Origin of the sequence: Streptomyces sp. XY006 (assembly GCF_002237655.1) — a bacterium.
Lineage (GTDB): Bacteria > Actinomycetota > Actinomycetes > Streptomycetales > Streptomycetaceae > Streptomyces > Streptomyces levis.
This window is the reverse complement of record NZ_NOKT01000018.1, coordinates 1-21,850: the sequence shown is the minus strand read 5'-3', so window position 1 is coordinate 21,850 and position 21,850 is coordinate 1. Positions and strand designations below refer to the sequence as shown.

Here is a 21,850-nt window from a genome sequence, read left to right as displayed (position 1 = left end):
GATGGAACCCCGGGGCCGGTGACCGCGGCCCCCGGGGAACCGTGCCCCGGAGCCGGGGACAGGCTCCGGGCGTTCTCGAGAACCGACGACAAGGCACACACGTGAACATGCGCAACCAGTGGCCGGTCCTGCCCATCGTGGCCGGGCTCGCCTCCGGACTGCTGACCGGCTGTGGCACGGAGACCGGAAACTCCGCGGGGGACGGCTCCAACGTGGTGGTGGGGATGTCCGACGACGTCCTGGCCACCGACCCGGCATCCGGCTACGACCCGGGCTCCTGGCTGTTGTTCAACAACGTCTTCCAGTCGCTGCTCAGCTTCCCCAAGGGCGCCACCGAACCCCAGCCCGAGGCCGCGGAGAGCTGCGCGTTCAGCGACGCACAGACCACGGTCTACAAGTGCACCCTGAAGGACGGGCTGAAGTTCAGCAACGGTGACGAACTCACCTCGAAGGACGTCAAGTTCACCTTCGACCGCATGCTGAAGATCAACGACCCCGACGGGCCCGCGATCATGTTCCCCACGCTGGAGAAGGTCGAGACGCCCGACGAGAAGACGGTCGTCTTCCGGCTCAACACGGCCGACGCCACCTTCCCCAGCAAGATCGCCTCCGGCGCCGGGTCCATCGTCGACCACCGCGCGTACGACGCGGACGGGCTGCGCAAGGACGGCCAGGCCGTCGGCTCCGGCCCCTACAAGCTCGACTCGATCGACGAGAACCAGGCCGTCTTCTCCGTCAACGAGAACTACAAGGGCACCGCCGAGGTGAAGAACACCGGCGTGACGCTCAAGTTCTTCGACGGCGACCAGACCGCCCTGAAGCAGGCCATCCAGAACGAGGAAGTCGACATCGCCTACCGCGGTCTGACCGCGGGCGACATCGCCGACATGGAGAAGGCCGACGACGGCACCGGCGCCGAGGTCGTCGAGGGCAGCAGCGCCGAGGTCCAGCACCTGGTGTTCAACATGGACCACCCGGTCGCCGGCAAGCTCGGCGTCCGCAAGGCCATCGCCCACCTGCTCGACCGCGAGGCCCTGATCCGGGACGTCTACCAGGGCACCGCGACCCCGCTGTACTCGATCATCCCGGCCGGCATCGCCGGCCACAACACCGCCTTCTTCGACACCTACGGCGCCCGGCCCTCCAAGGCCAAGGCCGCCGACGCGCTGCGCGAGGACGGCATCACCGGCAAGGTGAAGCTGACCCTCTGGTCGACCCCGTCCCGCTACGGCCCCGCCACCGACCAGGAGCTGAACGCCATCGCCGGCCAGCTCAACGCCAGCGGTCTGTTCGACGCCGACGTGAAGTCCGTGGCCTTCGGCCAGTACGAGAAGGACATCGCGGCCGGCAAGTACGGCGTCTACGTGAAGGGCTGGGTCCCCGACTACCCGGACGCCGACAACTTCACGGCCCCCTTCTTCGGCAAGGGCAACGTGCTGAACAACAACTACGAGAACGGCACCATCACCGGCTCGCTCATCCCGCGCACCGCCTCGCTGACCAACCGGGCCGCCACGGACAAGGAGTTCGGCGAGCTGCAGGACATCGTCGCCGAGGAACTCCCCGTCCTGCCGGTGTGGCAGGCCAAGCAGTACGCGGTCGTCCGCGACGGCGTCTACGGCCTGGAGTACTGCCTCGACGCGTCGACCGTGTTCCGCTTCTGGGAGCTGAGCAAGGACGTCTGACGCACGGATGTGACGTGAAGAAGGGCGCCCCCTGCTCGGCGGGGGGCGCCCTTCTCTTCGTGCGCGGTGTGCGGTTTGCGTGTGCGTGGGTGCGTGGGTGCGTGGGTGCGTGGGTGCGTGGGTGCGTGGGTGCGCGGGTGGGCGCGTGTGCCGTGAGGTCTACTGCGCTCCCGGGCGCACCAGACCGCTCTCGTAGGCGTACACCGCCGCCTGCACGCGGTCGCGCAGCCCCAGCTTGGTGAGCACGTGCCCGACGTGCGTCTTGACGGTGGTCTCGCTGACGAACAGGTCCGCGGCGATCTCCGCGTTGGACAGCCCGCGCGCCACCAGCTTCAGCACCTCGACCTCACGGTCGGTGAGGGTGTGCAGCGTGTCCGGCACCGGCTCGTCGCCCGACGGCAGATGCGTGGCGTACTTGTCGAGCAGACGGCGCGTGATGCTCGGCGCGAGCATCGCCTCACCCGCGGCCACGACCCGGATCGCCTGGACCAGCTCGTTGGCCGGTGCGTCCTTCAGCAGGAAGCCGCTGGCCCCCGCGCGCAGGGCCTCCACCACGTACTCGTCCAGGTCGAAGGTGGTCAGCACCAGGACCTTCGCCGGGCCGTCGCGCCCGGGGCCGGTGATCTGCCGGGTCGCCTCCACACCGTCCATCCGCGGCATGCGGATGTCCATCAGGACCACGTCGGGCTGCAGGGCCCGCACCTGGTCGAGCGCCTGGAGGCCGTCTCCGGCCTCGCCGACGACCGCGAGGTCCTGCTCGGCCTCCAGGATCATCCGGAAGCCCGTACGGAGCAGTGGCTGGTCGTCGACCAGTAGGACGCGGATGGCCACGTAAGTCTCCTTCGCTAGTCCGGCCCCATTCTGCCCTGCGCGGGCCCGCCGGACTCAGGCGCCCTCACCGGCGGTGACCGCGTCCGCCCGGGGGACGAGCCCCGGGCCGCCGCCGGCGTCCGCCTCCCGCACCGGCAGCGGATACGGCGGGGGAGTGCCGCCGAACTCCGGGCAGTGCGCCTGGTGGTCGCACCAGCCGCACAGCTTCGTCGGCCGCGGCCGCCAGTCGCCCGTCTCCGTCGCCAGCCGGATCGCCTCCCACAGCGCCAGCAGCTTGCGCTCGACCCGCTCCAGATCCGCGAGGACCGGGTCGTACGTGAGCACCTCACCGCTGCCGAGGTAGACCAGCTGCAGCCGGCGCGGCACCACGTTCTTCAGCCGCCAGACGACCAGGGCGTAGAACTTCATCTGGAACAGGGCGCCCTCGGAGTACTCGGGCCGGGGCGCCTTGCCCGTCTTGTAGTCGACGATCCGCACCTCGCCCGTGGGCGCCACGTCGACCCGGTCGATGATGCCGCGCAGCCGCAGCCCCGAGTCCAGCTCCGCCTCGACGAACAGCTCCCGCTCGGCCGGCTCCAGCCGGCTGGGGTCCTCCAGCGTGAACCAGCGCTCGACGAGCCGCTCCGCCTCGCCCAGCCAGCGCGCCAGCCGCTCGCCCTCGGGGTCGTCGGCGAACAGCTCCCCGACCTCCGGCCGCGTCTCACGCAACCGGTCCCACTGGCCGGGGATCAGCGACTTCGCCCGGGGCGGCGTACGCTCCGCCGCCGGGGCGTCGAAGAGGCGCTCCAGGACCGCGTGCACCAGCGTGCCCCGGGTCGCCGCCTCGCTGGGCTTCTCCGGGAGGCGGTCGATGACCCGGAAGCGGTACAGCAGCGGGCACTGCATGAAGTCGCTCGCCCGCGAGGGGGACAGCGAGGCGGGCGGTATGGCGCGGGGCCCCGTCACGAGGTCGCTGACGGCGGCCGTCTCCGCCGCCGCCTCCGCCACGGCCTGCGCGGCGGTGCCCTCCGCCACGGCCCGCGCGGCGGTGTCCTCCGCCACGGCCTGCGCGGCCGTGTCCCCCGGCGCGGCCCCGGACCCCGCCGGGGCCGGCGGCTCCACCGCCGGGGCAGGGCTGCTCTCGGGCCGCGCCGTGCCCTCGCTGCTCGTCTCCATGCCACAGACCTTACGGCCCGCCACCGACAGTGACCCGAGCGCGTGGCGTGGGGGAAGCCGGGAGGGACCGTCGACGTACGGGAAACACAGGGGTGCCGGGGCGGAACGCACCTCGGCGGACGCATACCATCGACTCGAGACCCTCCCGTCCGGCAGGCGCGGGAGACGCTTCGAACGAGGGGACACCGGTGGAGGAGAGCGGCGGGCGCGGGCAGCCGCGGTCCGGCAACGACGAGTCGGCCGAGCACCACGCCGGACCCCCGGCCTCCCCCGACGAACGCCCCGTCGAGCGACGGGGCTTCACCCCCGAGCACCCGGACGACACCCCGCCCCCGCACACTCCGGCCCCCGGGGACGCGGACGCGAACGCCGAGACCTCGACGACCGACGCCACCGTGCCCGAGCACAAGGCCGCCGAGACCCCGCAGGGCGACGCCCCGCCGCCCGGCCCTGCCCCGGAGGGTTCCTCCAAGGACGACGCCGCCGCGTCCGGGCCTGTCCCGACGGGCACCTCCAAGGGCGACGACGCAGTGTCCGGGCCTGGCCCGGAGGGCCCCACCGAGGGCGACGACGCAGAGGTGGGGCCCGCCCCGGCGGCGGACGCTCCGGCCCCGCGCGACGGCAGCCGTTCCTCCCAGCCCGGAGGCCACTCCGACGGCGACGCGCACTCCGACCGTGCCTACGCCGGCGACCCCGCCCACGGTTCACCGGCCGACGGGCCCGCGACGGCCCCCCGTCCCTCCGGCCCCGCAGCCGGCCGGCCAGGGCCGGACCCCCGCCACGCGGCACCCGACGTCTCGGACCACCGCCTCCGTAACCCCCCTGCCGCGCCCACCGACACCCCCACCCCCGGCCCCCGCCCCCTCGCGCACTCCGCCGACGGCAAGGGCCCAGCCCCCCAGCGGCCGGAGCCCCGGGGCGGGCTGCTCATGGGGCGGCCCTTCGGGGTGCCCGTGTACGTCGCGCCCAGCTGGTTCCTCGTCGCCGCCCTGATCACCTGGGTGTTCGGCGGCCAGCTGGAGCGTGTGCTGCCCGAGCTCGGCGCCACCCGCTACCTGGTCTCGCTCTTCTTCGCCGTGGCCTTCTACGCCTCCGTGCTGGTCCACGAACTGGCCCACACCGTCGCCGCCCTCCGCTTCAAGCTCCCGGTCCGCCGCATCCAGCTCCAGTTCTTCGGCGGCGTCTCCGAGATCGAGAAGGAGGCCGAGACCCCCGGCCGGGAATTCGTGCTGGCCTTCGTCGGCCCGCTGCTCTCCCTCGCCCTGGCCGGCGTCTTCTACGCCGGTCTGCAGGCCGTGGAGCCGGGCACTGTCCCGGGCGTGCTGCTGGCCGGCCTGATGATCTCCAACCTCATCGTGGCCGCGTTCAACCTGCTGCCCGGCCTGCCCCTGGACGGCGGCCGCATGCTGCGCGCGGTCGTCTGGAAGCTCACCGGCAAGCCGATGACCGGCACCATCGCCGCCGCCTGGGTCGGCCGGGCCCTCGCCGTCTCCGTCCTCATCGGCCTGCCGCTGCTCACCCAGTCCGGCGCGCTCGGCTCCGACGCCGTGGACAACGTCGGCATGGACACCGTCCTGGACGCCCTGCTCGCCGCCATCCTCGCCGCGATCATCTGGACCGGCGCCGGCAACAGCCTGCGCATGGCACGCCTGCGCGAGCACCTCCCCGAACTGCGCGCGCGCACGCTCACCCGCCGCGCGGTCCCCGTCGAGAGCGACACCCCGCTCTCGGAGGCGCTGCGCCGCGCCAACGCCGCCGGAGCCCGCGCCCTGGTCGTCGTCGACGCCGACGGCCAGCCCCTCTCCCTGGTCCGCGAGGCCGCCATCGTCGGCGTACCGGAGCACCGCCGCCCCTGGGTCGCCGTCAGCGGCCTCGCCCAGGAGCTCACCGACGGCATGCGCGTCTCGGCGGAACTGTCCGGCGAGGAACTCCTCGACGCCCTGCGCGCGACCCCCGCGACCGAGTACCTGGTGGTGGAGGAGACCGGTGAGATCTACGGCGTGCTGTCGGCGGCCGACGTGGAGCGCGCCTTCGTCAAGGCGATGGCCAGGCCGTCCTGACCCGCTCCCGACATCGGTCCCGCCGGCCGCCCCGGTGATCGTCCCGCCGGCCGTCCCGGTGGTCGTCCCGCCGGCCGTCCCGGTGGTCGGAGACCCTCCCGGAGGCCGGTAGGCTGGTCACATGTCCGAACCGACCGGTGCCGCCCGCAGGCGCGGGCCCTTCAAGGTCGGGGACCAGGTTCAGCTGACCGACCCCAAGGGCCGCCACTACACGTTCACGCTCGAGGCCGGGAAGAACTTCCACACCCACAAGGGTTCCTTCCCGCACGACGAGCTGATCGGCGCTCCCGAGGGCAGCGTTGTCCGCACCACGGGGAACGTCGCCTACCTCGCGCTGCGCCCCCTGCTCCCCGACTACGTCCTGTCCATGCCCCGCGGCGCCGCCGTGGTATACCCCAAGGACGCGGGGCAGATCCTCGCCTTCGCCGACATCTTCCCCGGCGCGCGCGTCGTGGAGGCCGGCGTCGGCTCGGGCTCGCTCAGCAGCTTCCTGCTGCGCGCCATCGGCGACCAGGGCATGCTGCACAGCTACGAGCGCCGCGCCGACTTCGCCGAGATCGCCCAGGCGAACGTCGAGCGCTACTTCGGCGGCCCGCATCCGGCCTGGCAGCTCACCGTCGGCGACCTCCAGGACAACCTGTCCGACACCGACGTCGACCGCGTCATCCTCGACATGCTCGCCCCCTGGGAGTGCCTGGAGGCCGTCTCCAAGGCGCTCGTGCCCGGCGGCATCCTCTGCTGCTACGTCGCGACCACCACCCAGCTCGCGCGGACCGTCGAGTCCATCCGGGAGATCGGCTGCTTCAACGAGCCGACCTCCTGGGAGACGATGATCCGCAACTGGCACATCGAGGGCCTGGCCGTCCGGCCGGACCACCGCATGATCGGCCACACCGGCTTCCTGCTCACCGCCCGCCGCCTGGCCGACGGCGTCGAGCCGCCCATGCGCCGCCGCCGCCCGGCCAAGGGCGCCTACGGCGAGGACTACGCGGGCCCCAACGCCGACGGCGGCACCGCCCGCTGAGACGACCCGTCACCCCGCACAACGCACAGGCGCCGTGGCGCAGTTCCCGAACTCCAACCGGAACTGCGCCACGGCGCCTCTGCGTTGCCGCCCGGGGTGAACCCGCGCCCGACACCGTTGACCTGCCACGGACCTGCCACGCGGCACCCGGCCGCCACCAGCCGCGCCGGCAGCGGCCCCCGCGGGCACCGGCCCGCTGACACGACGGCAGGAACCGCAACCCTTCTGACTTCCCCGGCGCGGACGGCGCACACCCCGCCGTTCCCTCGCGGTGTGACGTGTGGCACCATCTTGGCCACCCCACCGGCACAGCCCTCAGGAGACACTCCTAGTGCAGCCTTCCGCCGTCCCGGAGCTCGCCCACACCCACACCCGCCCCATCCACTGGCTCGCCACCGCCACGGCGCTCGCCGGCGTGGTGGCCCTCTCCTCGGTCCTGCAGCCCGGCGCGGCGACGGCCGCCCAGCCGGGCGCCCCCGAGACCAGAAGCGCGCCCGCGCCCCTGGCCGCGCCCGACCCGGCCGCGATGGAGTTCCCCCTCGAATGCGGCCCGGTGAAGGCCGTGGTGCAGAAGAAGGCGTCCGGCGACCTCGACGGCGACGGCAACCCCGAGACGGTGGCCGTGGTGCACTGCGACTCCCCGATGGGCACCCCGCCGGACGGTGTGTACGTCCTCACCCGGGGCGGCGCCGACGGCAAGCCGCGCGTGGTGGCGACTCTGCTCGACCCCAAGGACGGCACCACCGTCGGTGACTTCGCCGTGCGCGCGGGCGCCGTGACGGCCACGCTCCTCGGCTACTCGTCCCCGGACGTGCCGCGTTGCTGTCCCGACGAGAAGAGCGACGTGAAATGGCGTTGGCAGGACGGCACGTTCGTCCGCTCCACACCGGCCGGCGCCCGCAGCGTGTGAAGCCCGTGTGGCACCGGTGTGTGAGATATCAGACAGTAGTCACGGAACGTGGAGAACTGGTCACTCCGCGTCCGGGCCGTAGACCTCGGCCCTGTCCGAAACGCGACGTACGTGGATGCACTCGCCCGGACACTCCTTCGCCGAGTCGATCACATCCGTGAGGAGCGGCAGCGGAACGGGCGTTGTCGCCCCCTTGTCCTGGAGCAACTCGTCGTCGGCGCTCTTCACATAGGCCAGACCGTCGATGTCCAGCTCGAACACCTCGGGCGCGTACTGGGCGCAGATGCCGTCGCCGGTACACAGGTCCTGGTCGATCCAGACCTCCAGCGCCTCGCCCTCGACCCCGGCCTCCTGCTGCACGCTCATGTCTCCTGCCGTTTCATGCGTCGAGCCGTACCGGGAATCCGGCCAGCTCTGACGGGTGTTGAACGCTTCGACCGTACCTGAGGCTGGGTTCCAATCATGTTCGCTGGGTATTCCCCTGGCGTGAGGGAGAGCGCAAGGGTGAAGATCGGACACACCCCGACCGTCTTTGTGATCTAGGGGTTTCAATCGACACCCGCCCAGGTAGGGTCTGGAAGCGTCCAGCTCCCCTTGGAGGAGGTGAGGACCGTGGCAGCCCACGACGACGACATGAACCGCGGCATCCGCCCGGGACGCGGGTCCGACGACCCGGCCGGGCAGATCGCCTACCTTGAGCAGGAGATCGCCGTCCTGCGACGCAAGCTCGCCGACTCTCCGCGACACACGAGGATTCTCGAAGAGCGGATCGTCGAGCTGCAGACCAATCTGGCCGGCGTGTCCGCGCAGAACGAGCGACTCGCGAACACGCTCCGTGAGGCCCGGGACCAGATCGTGGCCCTCAAGGAAGAGGTCGACCGGCTCGCGCAGCCGCCGGCCGGCTTCGGCGTCTTCCTGACGGCCAACGAGGACGGCACCGCCGACATCTTCACCGGCGGCCGCAAGCTCAGGGTGAACGTCAGCCCCAGCGTCGAGCTCGAGGAGCTCCGGCGCGGCCAGGAAGTCATGCTCAACGAAGCGCTCAACGTGGTCGAGGCCATGGAGTTCGAGCGCGTCGGCGACATCGTGACCCTCAAGGAGATCCTCGAGGACGGCGAGCGGGCCCTGGTGCTCGGGCACACCGACGAGGAGCGGGTGGTGCGGCTCGCCGAGCCGCTGCTGGACGTCACCATCCGCCCCGGCGACGCCCTGCTCCTGGAGCCCCGCTCCGGATACGTCTACGAGGTCGTCCCCAAGAGCGAGGTCGAAGAGCTCGTCCTCGAAGAGGTCCCCGACATCGGCTACGAGCAGATCGGCGGTCTCGGCGGCCAGATCGAGGCCATCCGGGACGCCGTCGAGCTCCCCTACCTCTACCCGGACCTGTTCAAGGAGCACGAACTGCGGCCCCCCAAGGGTGTGCTGCTGTACGGACCCCCTGGATGCGGTAAGACACTGATCGCCAAGGCCGTGGCCAACTCGCTGGCCAAGAAGGTCGCCGAGGTGACCGGCCAGGCCGCCGGCAAGAGCTTCTTCCTGAACATCAAGGGCCCCGAGCTGCTCAACAAGTACGTCGGTGAGACGGAGCGGCAGATCCGCCTCGTCTTCCAGCGGGCCCGTGAGAAGGCCAGCGAGGGCACGCCCGTCATCGTCTTCTTCGACGAGATGGAGTCCCTCTTCCGCACCCGTGGCTCCGGTGTCAGCTCGGACGTGGAGAACACCATCGTCCCGCAGCTGCTCGCCGAGATCGACGGCGTGGAGGGCCTGCAGAACGTGGTCGTGATCGGCGCCTCCAACCGCGAGGACATGATCGACCCGGCCATCCTGCGTCCCGGCCGGCTGGACGTGAAGATCAAGATCGAGCGTCCGGACGCCGAGGCGGCCAAGGACATCTTCGGCAAGTACCTCACCGAGCGCCTCCCGCTGCACTCCGACGACCTCGGCGAGCACGGCGGCGACAAGGGTGCCACGGTCCAGAACATGATCCAGACGGCCGTCGAGCACATGTACGCCGAATCCGAGGAGAACCGCTTCCTGGAGGTCACCTACGCCAATGGTGACAAGGAAGTCCTGTACTTCAAGGACTTCAATTCCGGCGCCATGATCGAGAACATCGTGGGCCGGGCCAAGAAGATGGCGATCAAGGACTTCCTCGAGAAGAACCAGAAGGGCCTCCGCGTCTCCCACCTCCTCCAGGCCTGCGTGGACGAGTTCAAGGAGAACGAGGACCTGCCGAACACCACCAACCCCGACGACTGGGCCCGGATCTCCGGAAAGAAGGGCGAGCGGATCGTGTACATCCGTACGCTCATCACCGGAAAGCAGGGCGCGGACACCGGGCGCTCCATCGACACGGTGGCGAACACCGGTCAGTACCTGTAAAAGGCAGGGCGGCTGCGGGTGCCCTCGGCGGGTACCCGCAGCCGACTGTTTTTCAGGCCACGGCTGGAGCAACGCAATGACGCAAATGATCTCCCCACCAGCGCAAAGGCGTTCTAGGCTCTTGCGTACCGCCGAGTCGCGCAGTGCGGGGACGGGCACCGCACACGCAACCGAGCGCCAGCGGTATCTGAGTGGCGCCCACGACCGAGGGTGCCGCCGGGCAAGGAGGGCCGCATGACCGTACGGCGAGTAATGGGCATCGAGACGGAGTACGGAATCTCCGTCCCCGGCCACCCCAACGCCAATGCCATGCTCACCTCGTCCCAGATCGTGAACGCCTACGCGGCGGCGATGCACCGGGCCCGCCGGGCCCGCTGGGACTTCGAGGAGGAGAACCCGCTGCGGGACGCGCGAGGCTTCGACCTCGCCCGCGAGGCCGCCGACTCCAGCCAGCTCACGGACGAGGACATCGGCCTGGCCAACGTGATCCTCACCAATGGCGCACGGCTCTACGTCGACCACGCGCACCCCGAGTACAGCGCTCCCGAGGTGACCAACCCCCGGGACGCCGTCCTCTGGGACAAGGCCGGCGAGCGGATCATGGCCGAGGCGGCGGAGCGGGCCGCGCAGCTCCCCGGCGCCCAGCCGATCCACCTGTACAAGAACAACACCGACAACAAGGGCGCGTCCTACGGCACGCACGAGAACTACCTGATGAAGCGGGAGACCCCCTTCTCGGACATCGTGCGCCATCTGACGCCGTTCTTCGTCTCGCGTCAGGTCTTCGCCGGCGCGGGCCGCGTCGGCATCGGTCAGGACGGGCACGAGCACGGCTTCCAGCTCAGCCAGCGGGCGGACTACTTCGAGGTCGAGGTGGGCCTGGAGACGACGCTCAAGCGCCCGATCATCAACACCCGCGACGAGCCGCACGCGGACGCCGAGAAGTACCGGCGCCTGCACGTGATCATCGGCGACGCGAACCTGTCGGAGATCTCGACCTACCTCAAGCTGGGCACGACCTCGCTGGTGCTGTCGATGATCGAGGACGGCTTCATTGCCGTGGACCTGGCCGTCGACCAGCCCGTGCGCACCCTCCACCAGGTCTCGCACGACCCGTCCCTGAAGCGCCTGGTCACGCTGCGCAGCGGCCGCACGCTCACGGCGGTCCAGCTGCAGATGGAGTACTACGAGCTCGCACGCAAGTACGTGGAGGAGCGGTTCGGGGCGGACGCCGACGAGCAGACCAAGGACGTCCTGTCCCGCTGGGAGGACACCCTCACCCGTCTGGAGCACGACCCGATGAGCCTGGCCGGCGAGCTGGACTGGGTGGCCAAGCGGGAGCTCATGGAGGGCTACCGCCGCCGGGACAACCTCGACTGGGACGCGGCCCGGCTGCACCTGGTGGACCTCCAGTACGCGGACGTGCGGCCCGACAAGGGCCTGTACAACCGTCTGGTGGCCCGGGGGCGCATGAAGCGGCTGCTGACCGAGGAGGACGTGGAGCGGGCCCGTACGGCGCCGCCCGAGGACACCCGGGCGTACTTCCGCGGGCGCTGCCTGGAGCAGTACGCGGACGACGTCGCGGCCGCCTCCTGGGACTCGGTGATCTTCGATCTGCCGGGCCGGGACTCGCTGCAGCGGGTCCCAACCCTGGAACCGCTTCGCGGAACGCGTAATCACGTCAAGGAGCTCCTGGACCGCTGCCGCACCGCGGAGGACCTGGTCAGGGTGCTTTCGGGAGGATGAACGCGATCAGCGGGTACTCGGGTGGGGCCCGCCGGACAGGGTGGAAAATCCCTGGTCCGGGAATCATCGAGGTGGTCCCCGTACGTTGGAGCAACTGCGGGACCATTGTCAGACCCGGCGAGTAGGGTCTGATCTTGACCGAGCAACTGTGTCGGGCGAACCGAGCGGGGTGAGGGATATGGCGACCAAGGACACCGGCGGCGGACAGCAGAAGGCCACCCGGTCCACCGAGGAGGTCGAGGAGCAGGCGGCGGAGTCGCAGGCTTCGGAGGACCTCAAGGAGCGTCAGGAGAAGCTGAGCGACGACGTGGACTCGGTCCTGGACGAGATCGACGACGTCCTTGAGGAGAACGCCGAGGACTTCGTGCGGTCCTTCGTGCAAAAGGGTGGCCAGTAAGGCGCCTGTGCCTGCATTCCGAAGGTGAATGGGGTGCGCGGGTGACGGACGGGCGAAGCGCGGAGCGCTGCGCGCGGGACAGGGTGTGACGTGCCGTCCTCGTGTGCGGCGCTCCGGGCGTCGAGGGCGTCCGGAGCCCGGTGGCCCGCCGGCGGTGCGCGGCGGGCAAGTGCGGCACCGTCCCGGCGCAGTTGGGGTCGCCGGGCATGTGGATCACCGCCGCAGGACGGGTAGGGTCCGTGGCATACCGTGCCCCCGGCCGCAACCGGACCGGGGTTGTTCCAAGGATCGGCCCGACGTCACAGGGCGGGCTGTCGTTTACGTGGAAGGAATCGCGTGGAAGCCAACACTCGTAGCACCGGGCGTCTACCAGCTGCCTTCCTGACGCCAGGCTCCTCCTCCTTCATGGACTTCCTGTCCGAGCACCAGCCGGAGATGCTGCCGGGCAACCGGCAACTGCCGCCCACCCAGGGCGTGATCGAGGCACCGCACGGGACGACGATCGTCGCCGTGACGTTCCCCGGCGGGGTGGTCCTCGCCGGCGACCGGCGGGCCACGATGGGCAACGTCATCGCCCAGCGGGACATCGAGAAGGTCTTCCCCGCCGACGAGTACTCGGCGGTGGGCATCGCCGGCACCGCGGGTCTGGCCGTGGAGATGGTGAAGCTCTTCCAGCTGGAGCTGGAGCACTTCGAGAAGGTCGAGGGCGCGCAGCTGTCCCTGGAGGGCAAGGCGAACCGGCTCTCCACGATGATCCGCTCGAACCTGGGCATGGCCATGCAGGGCCTGGCCGTCGTCCCGCTGTTCGCCGGGTACGACGTGGACCGGGACAAGGGCCGGATCTTCTCGTACGACGTGACGGGCGGGCGTTCCGAGGAGCAGGGGTACGCGGCCACCGGTTCCGGCTCGATCTTCGCGCGCGGCGCGATGAAGAAGCTCTACCGGGACGACCTGAGCGAGGCCGAGGCCGCCACGCTCGTGGTCCAGGCGCTCTACGACGCGGCAGACGACGACTCGGCGACCGGTGGTCCCGACGTCGCCCGCCGGATCTATCCCATCGTCACCGTGATCACCGAGGACGGCTTCCGCCGGCTCTCCGAGGACGAGGCGTCGCAGATCGCGCGCTCGATCCTGGAGCGGCGGCTGGAGCAGCCGGACGGTCCGCGGGCCGCGCTGCTGTGAGCGGCGCGCTGTCGTGACGAGGTGGTCCAGTGAACCGACGGAATCCTGAAGAGAGGGACGGATAACCGGTGTCGACGCCGTTCTATGTCTCACCCCAGCAGGCCATGGCCGACCGGGCGGAGTACGCCCGCAAGGGCATCGCCCGCGGTCGCAGCCTGGTCGTGCTGCAGTACGCCGACGGCATCGTGTTCGTCGGTGAGAACCCGTCCCGTGCGCTGCACAAGTTCAGCGAGATCTACGACCGGATCGGCTTCGCGGCCGCCGGCAAGTACAACGAGTACGAGAACCTGCGGATCGGCGGCGTGCGCTACGCCGACCTGCGCGGTTACACCTACGACCGGGACGACGTGACGGCCCGGGGCCTGGCGAACGTGTACGCGCAGACGCTGGGCACGATCTTCTCCAGCGCGGCCGAGAAGCCGTACGAGGTGGAGCTGGTGGTCGCCGAGGTCGGGGAGACGCCCGACGGCGACCAGATCTACCGGCTGCCGCACGACGGGTCCATCGTGGACGAGCACGGCTCGGTCGCGGTGGGCGGCAACGCGGAGCAGATCAGCAGCTACCTCGACCAGCGCCACCGGGACGGCATGACGCTGGCGGAGGCGCTGAAGCTGGCCGTGCAGTCGCTGTCGCGCGACACCAACGGCAGCGAGCGGGAGATCCCCGCGGAGCGGCTGGAGGTGGCGGTGCTGGACCGGACGCGGCCGCAGAAGCGGAAGTTCAAGCGGATCAGCGGGCGCCAGCTGGCCCGGTTGCTGGAGGAGGCGGCCGGGGCAGGAGGCGGCTCCGAGACGGCGCCGAAGGACACCGAGTAGTCGGACAGCCGGATCCGAGGGTTTTACTCGGACCCGAGAGTTTCGCACGGCATCGACGCCCCGGTCGCACTCGCGCCCGGGGCGCGGTCGTGCGGGGGAGGCACCTCGTCGCGCCGGGTGGCGCGCCGCCCCGCCTCAGCCGCGACGCCGGGTACGGCTAACGCGGCGGGGCCGTGGAGCCCCGTTCCACCAGGCGTACCGGAATGTCCCCGCCCTCGGGCTCCCGGCCCTCCAGGACCGCCAGCAGGGCCCGCATGCCCCGTTCCCCGAACAGCTCCGCGTCCAGGCGTACCGTCGTCAGCTCCGGGTCGATCGCCGTGGCCAGGGCCAGATCGTCCAGTCCGGTGACCGACAGGTCGTCCGGGATGCGCAGGCCCAGCTGGCGGGCCGCCTTGTAGACGCCCGCGGCCAGCAGGTCGTCGTCGCACACCACGGCCGTGGGGCGAGGCCCCGGAGCCGACAGGGCGGCCTGAGCCGCCGGCACCGCGCCCTCGATGGAGATCGGGGAGCGGGCCGTGGACACCGACGTGCCCGGCACGCCGGCCAGGCGCGAGGCCAGTTCCCGGGACCGCACCTCGAACGTCCAGGAGGGCACGTCCGCCGCGAGGTGGAGGAAGCGGCGGTGGCCCAGGGACAGCAGGTGCTCCGCGACCTGGCGGACACCGTCGGCGATGTCCAGGTTGACCGTCGCCGCGCCGAGGCTGCCCGCCGGGTCGCTGTCCAGCATGACCAGCGGGAGCGCCTCACCGCGGATCGCGGTCAGGGCGTCCGCCGCCATGGACGAGGCGATGACGCCGTCCAGGGCCGCCTGCGCGGAGGCGAACGGGTCGCGGGCGGGCCCGATGCCCTCGGGGGAGGGGTACAGGACCACGCCGAAGCCGTGCTCGGCGGCGACCCGGGACGCGCCCGTGTAGACGCCCGCGAAGAACTCCGTGGTGAGGGCCGGGACGACCAGGAGGACCGTGCGGGTGCGGCCCAGCCGCAGGTTGCGGGCGGCCAGGTTCGGGCGGTAGCCCAGGTCGCGGGCGGCCTCGCGGACGCGTTCGGCCGTCGCCGCCGAGACCCGGCCGCGCCACTTGTCGCCGAGGACCAGGGAGACGGCCGCCTGCGAGACGCCGGCGGCCTGGGCGACGTCCCGGCTCGTGGGTCGGGTGCTGCCTCGTGCCACCGTCGGGCCGCTCCTTCGTCTGGACTCGTGAACAGCGGACATGGTACGTATGGAAGCGCACGTTATACGTAAAACCTAGGGCGGGGACATGGCCACGGGATACCTGGAGATCCTTCGGGCGCGACACGCCGCCCGACTGCTCGTCGGCACGCTGGTCGGCCGGCTGCCCAACGCCACGGCCGCCATCGCGATCGTGCTCTTCGTGCGCGCGGAGGGCGGCACGTACAGCCTGGCCGGTGCCCTGGCGGCGGTGTACGGCGTCGCCAACGCCGTCGGGCAGCCCGTGCTGGGCCGGCTGGTGGACCTGCGCGGGCAGCCGCGGGTGCAGCTGCCCGCCGCCGTGCTGTCGGCGCTCGCGATGGCCGCCTTCGCCTTCTCCGGCCTTTCGTCGCTGCCCCTCGCCTACGCCGCCGTCGCGGCCGCCGGGCTCTGCACGCCGCCCCTGGAGGGCGGGCTGCGGGCGCTGTGGCCGTCGGTGCTGCGGCGCGAGGACCAGGTGCACACGGCCTACGCCATGGACGCCGTGGCCCAGGAGGTGATGTTCACCGTCGGGCCGCTGCTGGTGACCCTGTGCGTGTCCCTGTGGTCGGCGCAGGCCGCGCTGCTCGTGCTGAACGTCGTCGGGGTGCTGGGCGCGCTGTCCGTGGTCGTGTCGCCGCCCTCACGGGCCTGGCGGTCGGCGCCGCGCGAGGCCCACTGGCTCGGCGCGCTGCGCTCGCCGGGGCTGCTGGCCCTGCTCGCCGCGTTCCTGTTCATCGGCATGGCCCTGGGGTCCATCACGGTCGCCTCCGTGCCCTACGCGGACGCGCACGGCGGCGACGCCGTCTACGGCTGGCTGATGGCGGCCCTGGGCTTCGGGGCGCTGGTGGGCGGTGCCGTCTACGGGGCCCGGCAGTGGGCCGGGGAACCCGCGCGGCGACTGCGGGTGCTGGTGGCGCTTCTGGTGGTGTGTTACCTGCCGCTGATGCTGATGCCGGACGCGGTGCCCATGGTGGCGCTGACCGCGCTCGCCGGAGTCTTCCTCGCGCCCGCCATCGCCTGCGCGTTCGTCCTGGTCGACCGGCACGCCCCGCGCGGCACGGTCACCGAGGCGTTCTCCTGGCTGGTGACCACGTTCACCGTGGGCCACTCGGTCGGAACGGGCGTCGCGGGGCCCGTCGTGGAGACGGGCGGGGCGCAGTGGGGCTTCGCCGTGCCGGCCGTCGCGGGTGGCGTGTCCCTGCTGGTTTTGGCCGCCACAGGACGGGTAGTCGCAGCTCCCGGCCAGGGAGCGGTTGTTGCGGCCGGTTCGGAAAATGATCCAAACCGTGCCGTCGAACCCCGTTTCAGTTCAGGGGATCGGGCGTAATGTTCCCTCATGGACCGCCGCATTTTCGGGCTGGAGAACGAGTACGGCGTCACGTGCACGTTCAGGGGACAGCGCCGCCTGTCTCCTGACGAGGTGGCGCGGTACCTCTTCCGCCGTGTCGTGTCATGGGGCCGCAGCAGCAATGTCTTTCTGCGAAACGGCGCCCGCCTCTATCTCGACGTGGGATCGCATCCGGAATACGCCACACCCGAATGTGACAACGTGATCGAACTGGTCACCCACGACAAAGCCGGCGAGCGCATTCTCGAAGGACTCCTGGTGGACGCCGAACGACGCCTGCACGAGGAGGGAATCGCGGGCGACGTCTACCTCTTCAAGAACAACACCGACTCGGCGGGCAACTCCTACGGGTGCCACGAGAACTATCTCGTGGCGCGGCACGGGGAGTTCTCGCGTCTCGCGGACATTCTGATCCCGTTCCTGGTCACACGGCAGCTGCTGTGCGGCGCGGGCAAGGTGCTGCAGACGCCGCGCGGGGCCGTGTACTGCGTCAGCCAGCGGGCCGAGCACATCTGGGAGGGCGTCTCCTCGGCGACGACCCGCTCCCGGCCGATCATCAACACCCGCGACGAACCGCACGCGGACGCCGAGCGCTACCGCCGCCTGCATGTCATCGTGGGCGACTCCAACATGTCCGAGACGACCATGCTGCTCAAGGTCGGCGCCACCGACCTGGTGCTGCGCATGATCGAGGCGGGCACGGTGATGCGGGACCTGACCCTGGAGAACCCCATCCGGGCCATCCGGGAGGTCAGCCACGACATCACCGGCCGCCGCAAGGTGCGCCTGGCCAGCGGACGCGAGGCCTCCGCCCTGGAGGTGCAGCGCGAGTACTACGAGAAGGCCCTGGACTTCTGCGAGCGCCGCGGCATCCGCACCGGCACCGTGGAGCGGGTCCTGGAGCTGTGGGGCCGCACGCTCGACGCGATCGAGTCCGAGGACCTCGACCGCATCGGCACCGAGATCGACTGGGTCATGAAGTACAAGCTCATCGAGCGGTACCGGGCCAAGAACAACATGACCATGTCGCACCCCCGGGTCGCGCAGATAGACCTCGCCTACCACGACATCCACCGTCGTCGTGGTCTGTACTACCTGCTGGAGAAGAAGGGGCAGGCGGCCCGCGTCTGCAACGACTTGAAGATCTTCGAGGGCAAGTCCGTGCCGCCGCAGACCACTCGGGCCCGGCTGCGCGGCGACTTCATCCGGCGCGCCCAGGAGCAGCGCCGCGACTTCACGGTCGACTGGGTGCACCTCAAGCTCAACGACCAGGCCCAGCGCACCGTGTTGTGCAAGGACCCGTTCCGGTCGGTGGACGACCGGGTGGAGAAGCTGATCGCCGGAATGTGAGCCGACGCACCGGCGCGGAAAATCGCCGGAACGCCACACGGGCGCCGTACGTTACCAGTGCGGCGCCCTGCTCACGCCGTAGAGTTGCGCGCACTCCATCCAAGAGATCAACCGATTACGAGGCCCCCACAGTGCGCCGACGCTCACTTCTTCTCACCGTGCCCGCAGGTCTGGCCACGCTCGCCGCGTGCGGCGACGACAAGTCCGACTCGAGCAAGGCCAGCGACAGCCCGTCGCCCTCGGCGTCCGGCCCGTCCGCCGCTCCGTCGCCGAAGATCGTCGACGGCCCGCTGCCCCAGGTCACGGCCGGCACCGAGTTCGACGAGAAGCCCACGGTCGCGAAGGGCAGCGGCGAGCCGTCCAAGGATCTCGCGGTGAAGACCCTGATCGCGGGCAGCGGCAAGACCGTCGCGGAGAACGACTTCGTCGTGGCGAACTACCTGGGCCAGGTCTGGAACACCGGCAAGGTCTTCGACAACTCCTACGACCGCAAGGCCCGCCTCGCCATCCAGCTCACCCAGGGCCAGATCATCGACGGCTGGCGGTACGCGCTGGCCGGCAGGAAGGCCGGCAGCCGCGTCGAGATGGCCGTCCCGCCCACCTGGGGCTACGGCACGCAGGGCAACGCCCAGGCGGGTATCAAGGGCACCGACACGCTGGTCTTCGTCGTCGACATCCAGGACGCGTTCAACGCCACCAGCTCCGCCAAGGGCAAGGAGGTCCCGCAGGACAATGCGGACCTGCCCAAGGTCGGCACCAACACCGACGGCAAGGCCCCCTCCATCGAGGTGCCCAAGACGGCCGCCCCGAAGAAGCTCGTCGCGGAGTACGTCCTGGAGGGCGACGGCGAGGAGGTCGCCGCCGAGAACAGCGTCCTCGTGCAGTACAAGGGCGTGCTGTGGGACGGCGGCAAGGAGTTCGACTCCTCGTACGCCAACAAGCAGCTGGTGTCGTTCTCGCTGCAGCAGGTCGTCAAGGGCTGGGCGCAGGGCCTGACGGGCAAGAAGGTCGGCAGCCGCGTCCTGATCGTCATTCCGCCGGAGCTGGGCTACGGCGACAACCCGCCGCAGGGCAGCGGCATCAAGAAGGACTCCGTGCTGGTCTTCTCGGTGGACATCCTCGCGAAGCTGTGACGCGTGCGGGATGTAAGACTGTGCGTGTTCGCCTTTCCGCAGACAAGCAGGAGCAACAGACGTGAGCATCGACAAGCCCGAGATCGACTTCCCGGGCGGCGAGCCCCCGGCGGACCTCGAGATCAAGGACATCTGGGAGGGCGACGGCCCGGTCGCCGAGGCCGGCCAGACCGTCACCGTGCACTACGTCGGTGTCGCCTTCAGCACGGGTGAGGAGTTCGACGCCAGCTGGAACCGCGGCACCCCGTTCCGCTTCCCGCTGGGCGGCGGCCGGGTCATCAAGGGCTGGGACCAGGGCGTGCAGGGCATGAAGGTCGGCGGCCGCCGCCAGCTGACCATCCCCGCCCACCTCGCCTACGGCAACCAGAGCCCGACCCCGGCGATCAAGCCCGGCGAGACGCTGATCTTCGTCGTCGACCTGCTCGGGGTCTGACCAAGGTCCGACAGACTCGGTCACGTGGGGCCCATGCCTGCTCGGGCATGGGCCCTCCGCTTTTGCCGTACCACCCTGTGGCGGTACGGTCATCGCTCGTAAGCACCATAGGGAGGCGAAGCGCGTCGATGGCCATTGCCAAGGCCGAGCGGCTGATGAACCTGGCACTGTGTCTGCTCGGGACCCGCCGGCCGCTCAGCAAGCGCGAGCTGCGCGACTCCATCGAGGCCTACGTCGAGGCCTTCGGTCCGGGCAACGGCCCGAGCGGCAACGACGACTCCTTCAACCGCATGTTCGAGCGGGACAAGGACGACCTGCGGGAACTGGGCCTGGTCATCGAGACCGTCGAGAGCCTCGACGGCGAGATCGGCTACATGGCCCGCCGCGACAGCAACCGCCTGCCGCCCATCACCCTGGACGCCGAGGAGGCCGCCGCGCTGGGCCTGGCCGCCAAGGTGTGGCAGCAGGCCCGGCTCGCCGGCGCGGCCAGCGGCGCGCTGCAGAAGCTGCGCGCGGCGGGGCTGCCCGAGGACGTCGACCCGTACGGCTCGCACGGCGCGCTGGAGCCGCGGATCCCCGTGCACGAGGCCGCGTTCGAGCCGCTGATGCTGGCCTGCCGGGACCGCAGGCCGGTCGTCTTCGACTACCGCAAGGCGACGGCCGCCCACCCCGAGCAGCGGCACGTGGAGCCGTGGGCGCTGGAGTGCTGGCGGGGCCACTGGTATCTGGCGGGCTGGGACCGCGACCGGGGCGCCGAGCGGGTCTTCCGGCTGTCCCGGATCACCGGCAAGGTCCGCTCCCGCGGCGGCCGCTACACCGCTCCCGTGCCGGACGTCGTCACGGTCCGGGAGACCGTCGCGGGCTGGGCCGGGGAGATCGCCGACCGCTCGGCCCGGATCCGGCTGCGCTCGGACGCCGGGTACCCCCTTCGGGCGAAGGCCACCTCCGTCCGGGAACTCGGCGACGGCTGGGACGAGTTGGAGATTCCGTACGGCCACGGCCTGGACGCCTGGCTGGTGGAGTTCGGGCCGGACGTGGTCGTCCTGGAGCCCGCCGAGCTGCGGGCCGACGTGGTGGACCGGCTGCGTGCCGTGGCCAAGGGCTGAGGGGGAGCGGAGCGACAGTGGCAGGCAAACCGGTCAGGGCCGTGAACGCCATCGACCAGACCCGGCGGATGCTCTCCCTGGTGACGTATCTCAGGGAGCGCCCCGGGGCCCGGGTCGAGGACGTGGCGCGCGCCTTCGGCATCACCGAGGACGAGCTGGTCTCCGACCTCGACGTGCTGCCCATGTGCGGTACGAGCTTCCGCGGGGGCGACCTCCTCGACATCGACACCGACGGCGAGCGCATCTGGTGGCACAACCCGGCCGCGCTCGCGGCGGAGGCCGCCGAGCCGCTCCGGCTCGCCGCCGACGAGGCCACCGCGCTGCTCGTCGCCGCCCGGGCCGTGTCCACCCTGCCGGGGCTGCGCGAGAGCGACCGGCAGGCGCTGCTGCGGGCCACGGCCAAGGTGGAGACGGCCGCCGGTGAGGCCGCGGGCGCCAGCTCGCGGCTGTCGGTGACCTTCGAGTCCGAGGGCGGCGTCTTCGCGGACGTCGACCGGGCGATCGCCGAACGCCGCCGGCTGTGGATCCGCTACTACTCGCCCGCCCGCGACGAGGTCACCGAGCGGGAGATCGACCCCATCCGCCTGGTCAGCGTCGGGCACACCTACGTCGAGGCCTGGTGCCGCCGCTCCGAGGCGCGCCGGACCTTCCGCCTGGACCGCGTCGCCGAGATCAAGATCCTGGACGAGCCGTCGGCGCCGCCCGAGATCGAGCTGCGCGACCTGTCCGAGGCGCTGGTGCAGCCCGCGGCCGAGGATCCGGAGGTCGTGATCGAGGTCGGGCCCGGCGGCCGCTGGGTCGCGGAGTACTACCCGCACGACAGTGCGGATGAGCTGCCGGACGGCGGGCTGCGTATCTCTCTGCGGACGCCCGACCCGGCGTCGCTGCGCCGCCTGGCGCTGCGGCTCGGCCGGGACGGCCGGATCGTCTCCCCGCCGGAGCTGGCCGACAGCGCCCGGCTGGCGGCCCGCGAGGCACTGGCGGCGTACGACGGCATCGAGGCGGCCGGCGCGGCGGACCCGGCAGCGGCGGCCGACCCGGCCCCGGCGGTCGGCACGGCCGGTGCGGCCGGTGCCGTGGGGGCCGTCGACGTCCCCGAGCCGGCCG

Annotated in this window: 19 protein-coding genes; 15 read left to right on the top strand and 4 right to left on the bottom strand. The window is 71.2% G+C overall.

All coding sequences use genetic code 11. From position 1 onward, the window contains the following. Positions 1–101: 101 nt before the first annotated feature. Positions 102–1,685, top strand: a complete 1,584-nt coding sequence (locus tag CHR28_RS21415) for an ABC transporter substrate-binding protein (RefSeq protein ID WP_094055295.1) — start codon at positions 102–104, stop codon at positions 1,683–1,685. Positions 1,686–1,844: 159 nt separating this feature from the next. On the opposite strand, the gene CHR28_RS21410 is transcribed toward CHR28_RS21415, so the two are convergent. Together CHR28_RS21410 and CHR28_RS21405 are read right to left on the bottom strand one after the other, a co-directional pair. Next, positions 1,845–2,516, bottom strand: coding sequence for a response regulator (locus tag CHR28_RS21410; RefSeq protein ID WP_030606450.1), 672 nt, complete (start codon positions 2,514–2,516; stop codon positions 1,845–1,847). 54 nt (positions 2,517–2,570) lie between these two features. After that, positions 2,571–3,671, bottom strand: a complete 1,101-nt coding sequence (locus CHR28_RS21405; protein ID WP_256984324.1) for a RecB family exonuclease — start codon at positions 3,669–3,671, stop codon at positions 2,571–2,573. A gap of 188 nt (positions 3,672–3,859) precedes the next feature. Between CHR28_RS21405 and CHR28_RS21400 the strand changes: the two genes are divergently transcribed. The 3 genes from CHR28_RS21400 to CHR28_RS21390 all read left to right on the top strand — a co-directional run bounded on the left by CHR28_RS21400 (position 3,860) and on the right by CHR28_RS21390 (position 7,665). Then, positions 3,860–5,731 (top strand): site-2 protease family protein, encoded by a 1,872-nt coding sequence (locus CHR28_RS21400; RefSeq protein ID WP_094055294.1) that lies wholly within the window; start codon positions 3,860–3,862, stop codon positions 5,729–5,731. A gap of 121 nt (positions 5,732–5,852) precedes the next feature. Next, positions 5,853–6,755 (top strand): tRNA (adenine-N1)-methyltransferase, encoded by a 903-nt coding sequence (locus CHR28_RS21395; protein WP_031114607.1) that lies wholly within the window; start codon positions 5,853–5,855, stop codon positions 6,753–6,755. Positions 6,756–7,086: 331 nt separating this feature from the next. Beyond that, positions 7,087–7,665 (top strand): hypothetical protein, encoded by a 579-nt coding sequence (locus CHR28_RS21390; protein ID WP_094055293.1) that lies wholly within the window; start codon positions 7,087–7,089, stop codon positions 7,663–7,665. 60 nt (positions 7,666–7,725) lie between these two features. Here the strand turns inward: CHR28_RS21390 and CHR28_RS21385 are convergent, their stop codons facing one another. Beyond that, entirely contained in the window at positions 7,726–8,031 is a 306-nt protein-coding gene (locus CHR28_RS21385; RefSeq protein WP_094055292.1) for a ferredoxin, read from the bottom strand. Positions 8,032–8,277: 246 nt separating this feature from the next. On the opposite strand from CHR28_RS21385, the gene arc reads away from it, so the two are divergent. The 5 genes from arc to prcA all read left to right on the top strand — a co-directional run bounded on the left by arc (position 8,278) and on the right by prcA (position 14,184). Further along, the gene (arc, locus tag CHR28_RS21380) at positions 8,278–10,044 is read left to right on the top strand and encodes a proteasome ATPase (RefSeq protein WP_094055291.1); all 1,767 of its coding nucleotides are present in this window, start codon (positions 8,278–8,280) and stop codon (positions 10,042–10,044) included. Between the two features lie 234 nt (positions 10,045–10,278). Beyond that, entirely contained in the window at positions 10,279–11,790 is a 1,512-nt protein-coding gene (gene dop / locus CHR28_RS21375; RefSeq protein WP_344544614.1) for a depupylase/deamidase Dop, read from the top strand. A gap of 178 nt (positions 11,791–11,968) precedes the next feature. Next, entirely contained in the window at positions 11,969–12,187 is a 219-nt protein-coding gene (locus CHR28_RS21370) for a ubiquitin-like protein Pup (protein WP_094055289.1), read from the top strand. A gap of 336 nt (positions 12,188–12,523) precedes the next feature. Next, the gene (gene prcB, locus CHR28_RS21365; protein WP_094055288.1) at positions 12,524–13,369 is read left to right on the top strand and encodes a proteasome subunit beta; all 846 of its coding nucleotides are present in this window, start codon (positions 12,524–12,526) and stop codon (positions 13,367–13,369) included. Positions 13,370–13,437: 68 nt separating this feature from the next. Further along, positions 13,438–14,184 carry a proteasome subunit alpha gene (gene prcA, locus CHR28_RS21360; protein WP_094055287.1) on the top strand — a complete coding sequence of 249 codons (747 nt, stop codon included), beginning with the start codon at positions 13,438–13,440 and terminating at the stop codon, positions 14,182–14,184. 157 nt (positions 14,185–14,341) lie between these two features. On the opposite strand, the gene CHR28_RS21355 is transcribed toward prcA, so the two are convergent. After that, the gene (locus tag CHR28_RS21355; RefSeq protein ID WP_179272516.1) at positions 14,342–15,352 is read right to left on the bottom strand and encodes a LacI family DNA-binding transcriptional regulator; all 1,011 of its coding nucleotides are present in this window, start codon (positions 15,350–15,352) and stop codon (positions 14,342–14,344) included. A gap of 88 nt (positions 15,353–15,440) precedes the next feature. On the opposite strand from CHR28_RS21355, the gene CHR28_RS21350 reads away from it, so the two are divergent. The 6 genes from CHR28_RS21350 to CHR28_RS21325 form a co-directional block, all read left to right on the top strand. After that, positions 15,441–16,700, top strand: coding sequence for an MFS transporter (locus tag CHR28_RS21350; RefSeq protein WP_094055285.1), 1,260 nt, complete (start codon positions 15,441–15,443; stop codon positions 16,698–16,700). A 9-nt stretch (positions 16,701–16,709) separates the two neighbouring features. Further along, the gene (gene pafA, locus CHR28_RS21345; protein ID WP_094055284.1) at positions 16,710–18,071 is read left to right on the top strand and encodes a Pup--protein ligase; all 1,362 of its coding nucleotides are present in this window, start codon (positions 16,710–16,712) and stop codon (positions 18,069–18,071) included. Between the two features lie 131 nt (positions 18,072–18,202). Continuing rightward, positions 18,203–19,204 (top strand): FKBP-type peptidyl-prolyl cis-trans isomerase, encoded by a 1,002-nt coding sequence (locus tag CHR28_RS21340; protein WP_094055283.1) that lies wholly within the window; start codon positions 18,203–18,205, stop codon positions 19,202–19,204. 61 nt (positions 19,205–19,265) lie between these two features. Further along, entirely contained in the window at positions 19,266–19,637 is a 372-nt protein-coding gene (locus CHR28_RS21335; RefSeq protein WP_094055282.1) for an FKBP-type peptidyl-prolyl cis-trans isomerase, read from the top strand. Positions 19,638–19,765: 128 nt separating this feature from the next. Then, the gene (locus CHR28_RS21330) at positions 19,766–20,743 is read left to right on the top strand and encodes a helix-turn-helix transcriptional regulator (RefSeq protein WP_094055281.1); all 978 of its coding nucleotides are present in this window, start codon (positions 19,766–19,768) and stop codon (positions 20,741–20,743) included. 17 nt (positions 20,744–20,760) lie between these two features. Next, a partial coding sequence (locus CHR28_RS21325) for a helix-turn-helix transcriptional regulator (protein ID WP_256984323.1) occupies positions 20,761–21,850 on the top strand: 1,090 nt, incomplete at its 3' end.

Excerpts from the sequence above, each read along its gene's own strand:
- CHR28_RS21405 (WP_256984324.1), bottom strand. The coding sequence starts at position 3,671 with ATGGAGACGAGCAGCGAGGGCACGGCGCGGCCCGAGAGCAGCCCTGCC.
- CHR28_RS21395 (WP_031114607.1), top strand. The coding sequence starts at position 5,853 with ATGTCCGAACCGACCGGTGCCGCCCGCAGGCGCGGGCCCTTCAAGGTC.
- CHR28_RS21385 (WP_094055292.1), bottom strand. The coding sequence starts at position 8,031 with ATGAGCGTGCAGCAGGAGGCCGGGGTCGAGGGCGAGGCGCTGGAGGTC.
- dop (WP_344544614.1), top strand. The coding sequence starts at position 10,279 with ATGACCGTACGGCGAGTAATGGGCATCGAGACGGAGTACGGAATCTCC.
- CHR28_RS21370 (WP_094055289.1), top strand. The coding sequence starts at position 11,969 with ATGGCGACCAAGGACACCGGCGGCGGACAGCAGAAGGCCACCCGGTCC.
- CHR28_RS21350 (WP_094055285.1), top strand. The coding sequence starts at position 15,441 with ATGGCCACGGGATACCTGGAGATCCTTCGGGCGCGACACGCCGCCCGA.
- pafA (WP_094055284.1), top strand. The coding sequence starts at position 16,710 with ATGGACCGCCGCATTTTCGGGCTGGAGAACGAGTACGGCGTCACGTGC.
- CHR28_RS21330 (WP_094055281.1), top strand. The coding sequence starts at position 19,766 with ATGGCCATTGCCAAGGCCGAGCGGCTGATGAACCTGGCACTGTGTCTG.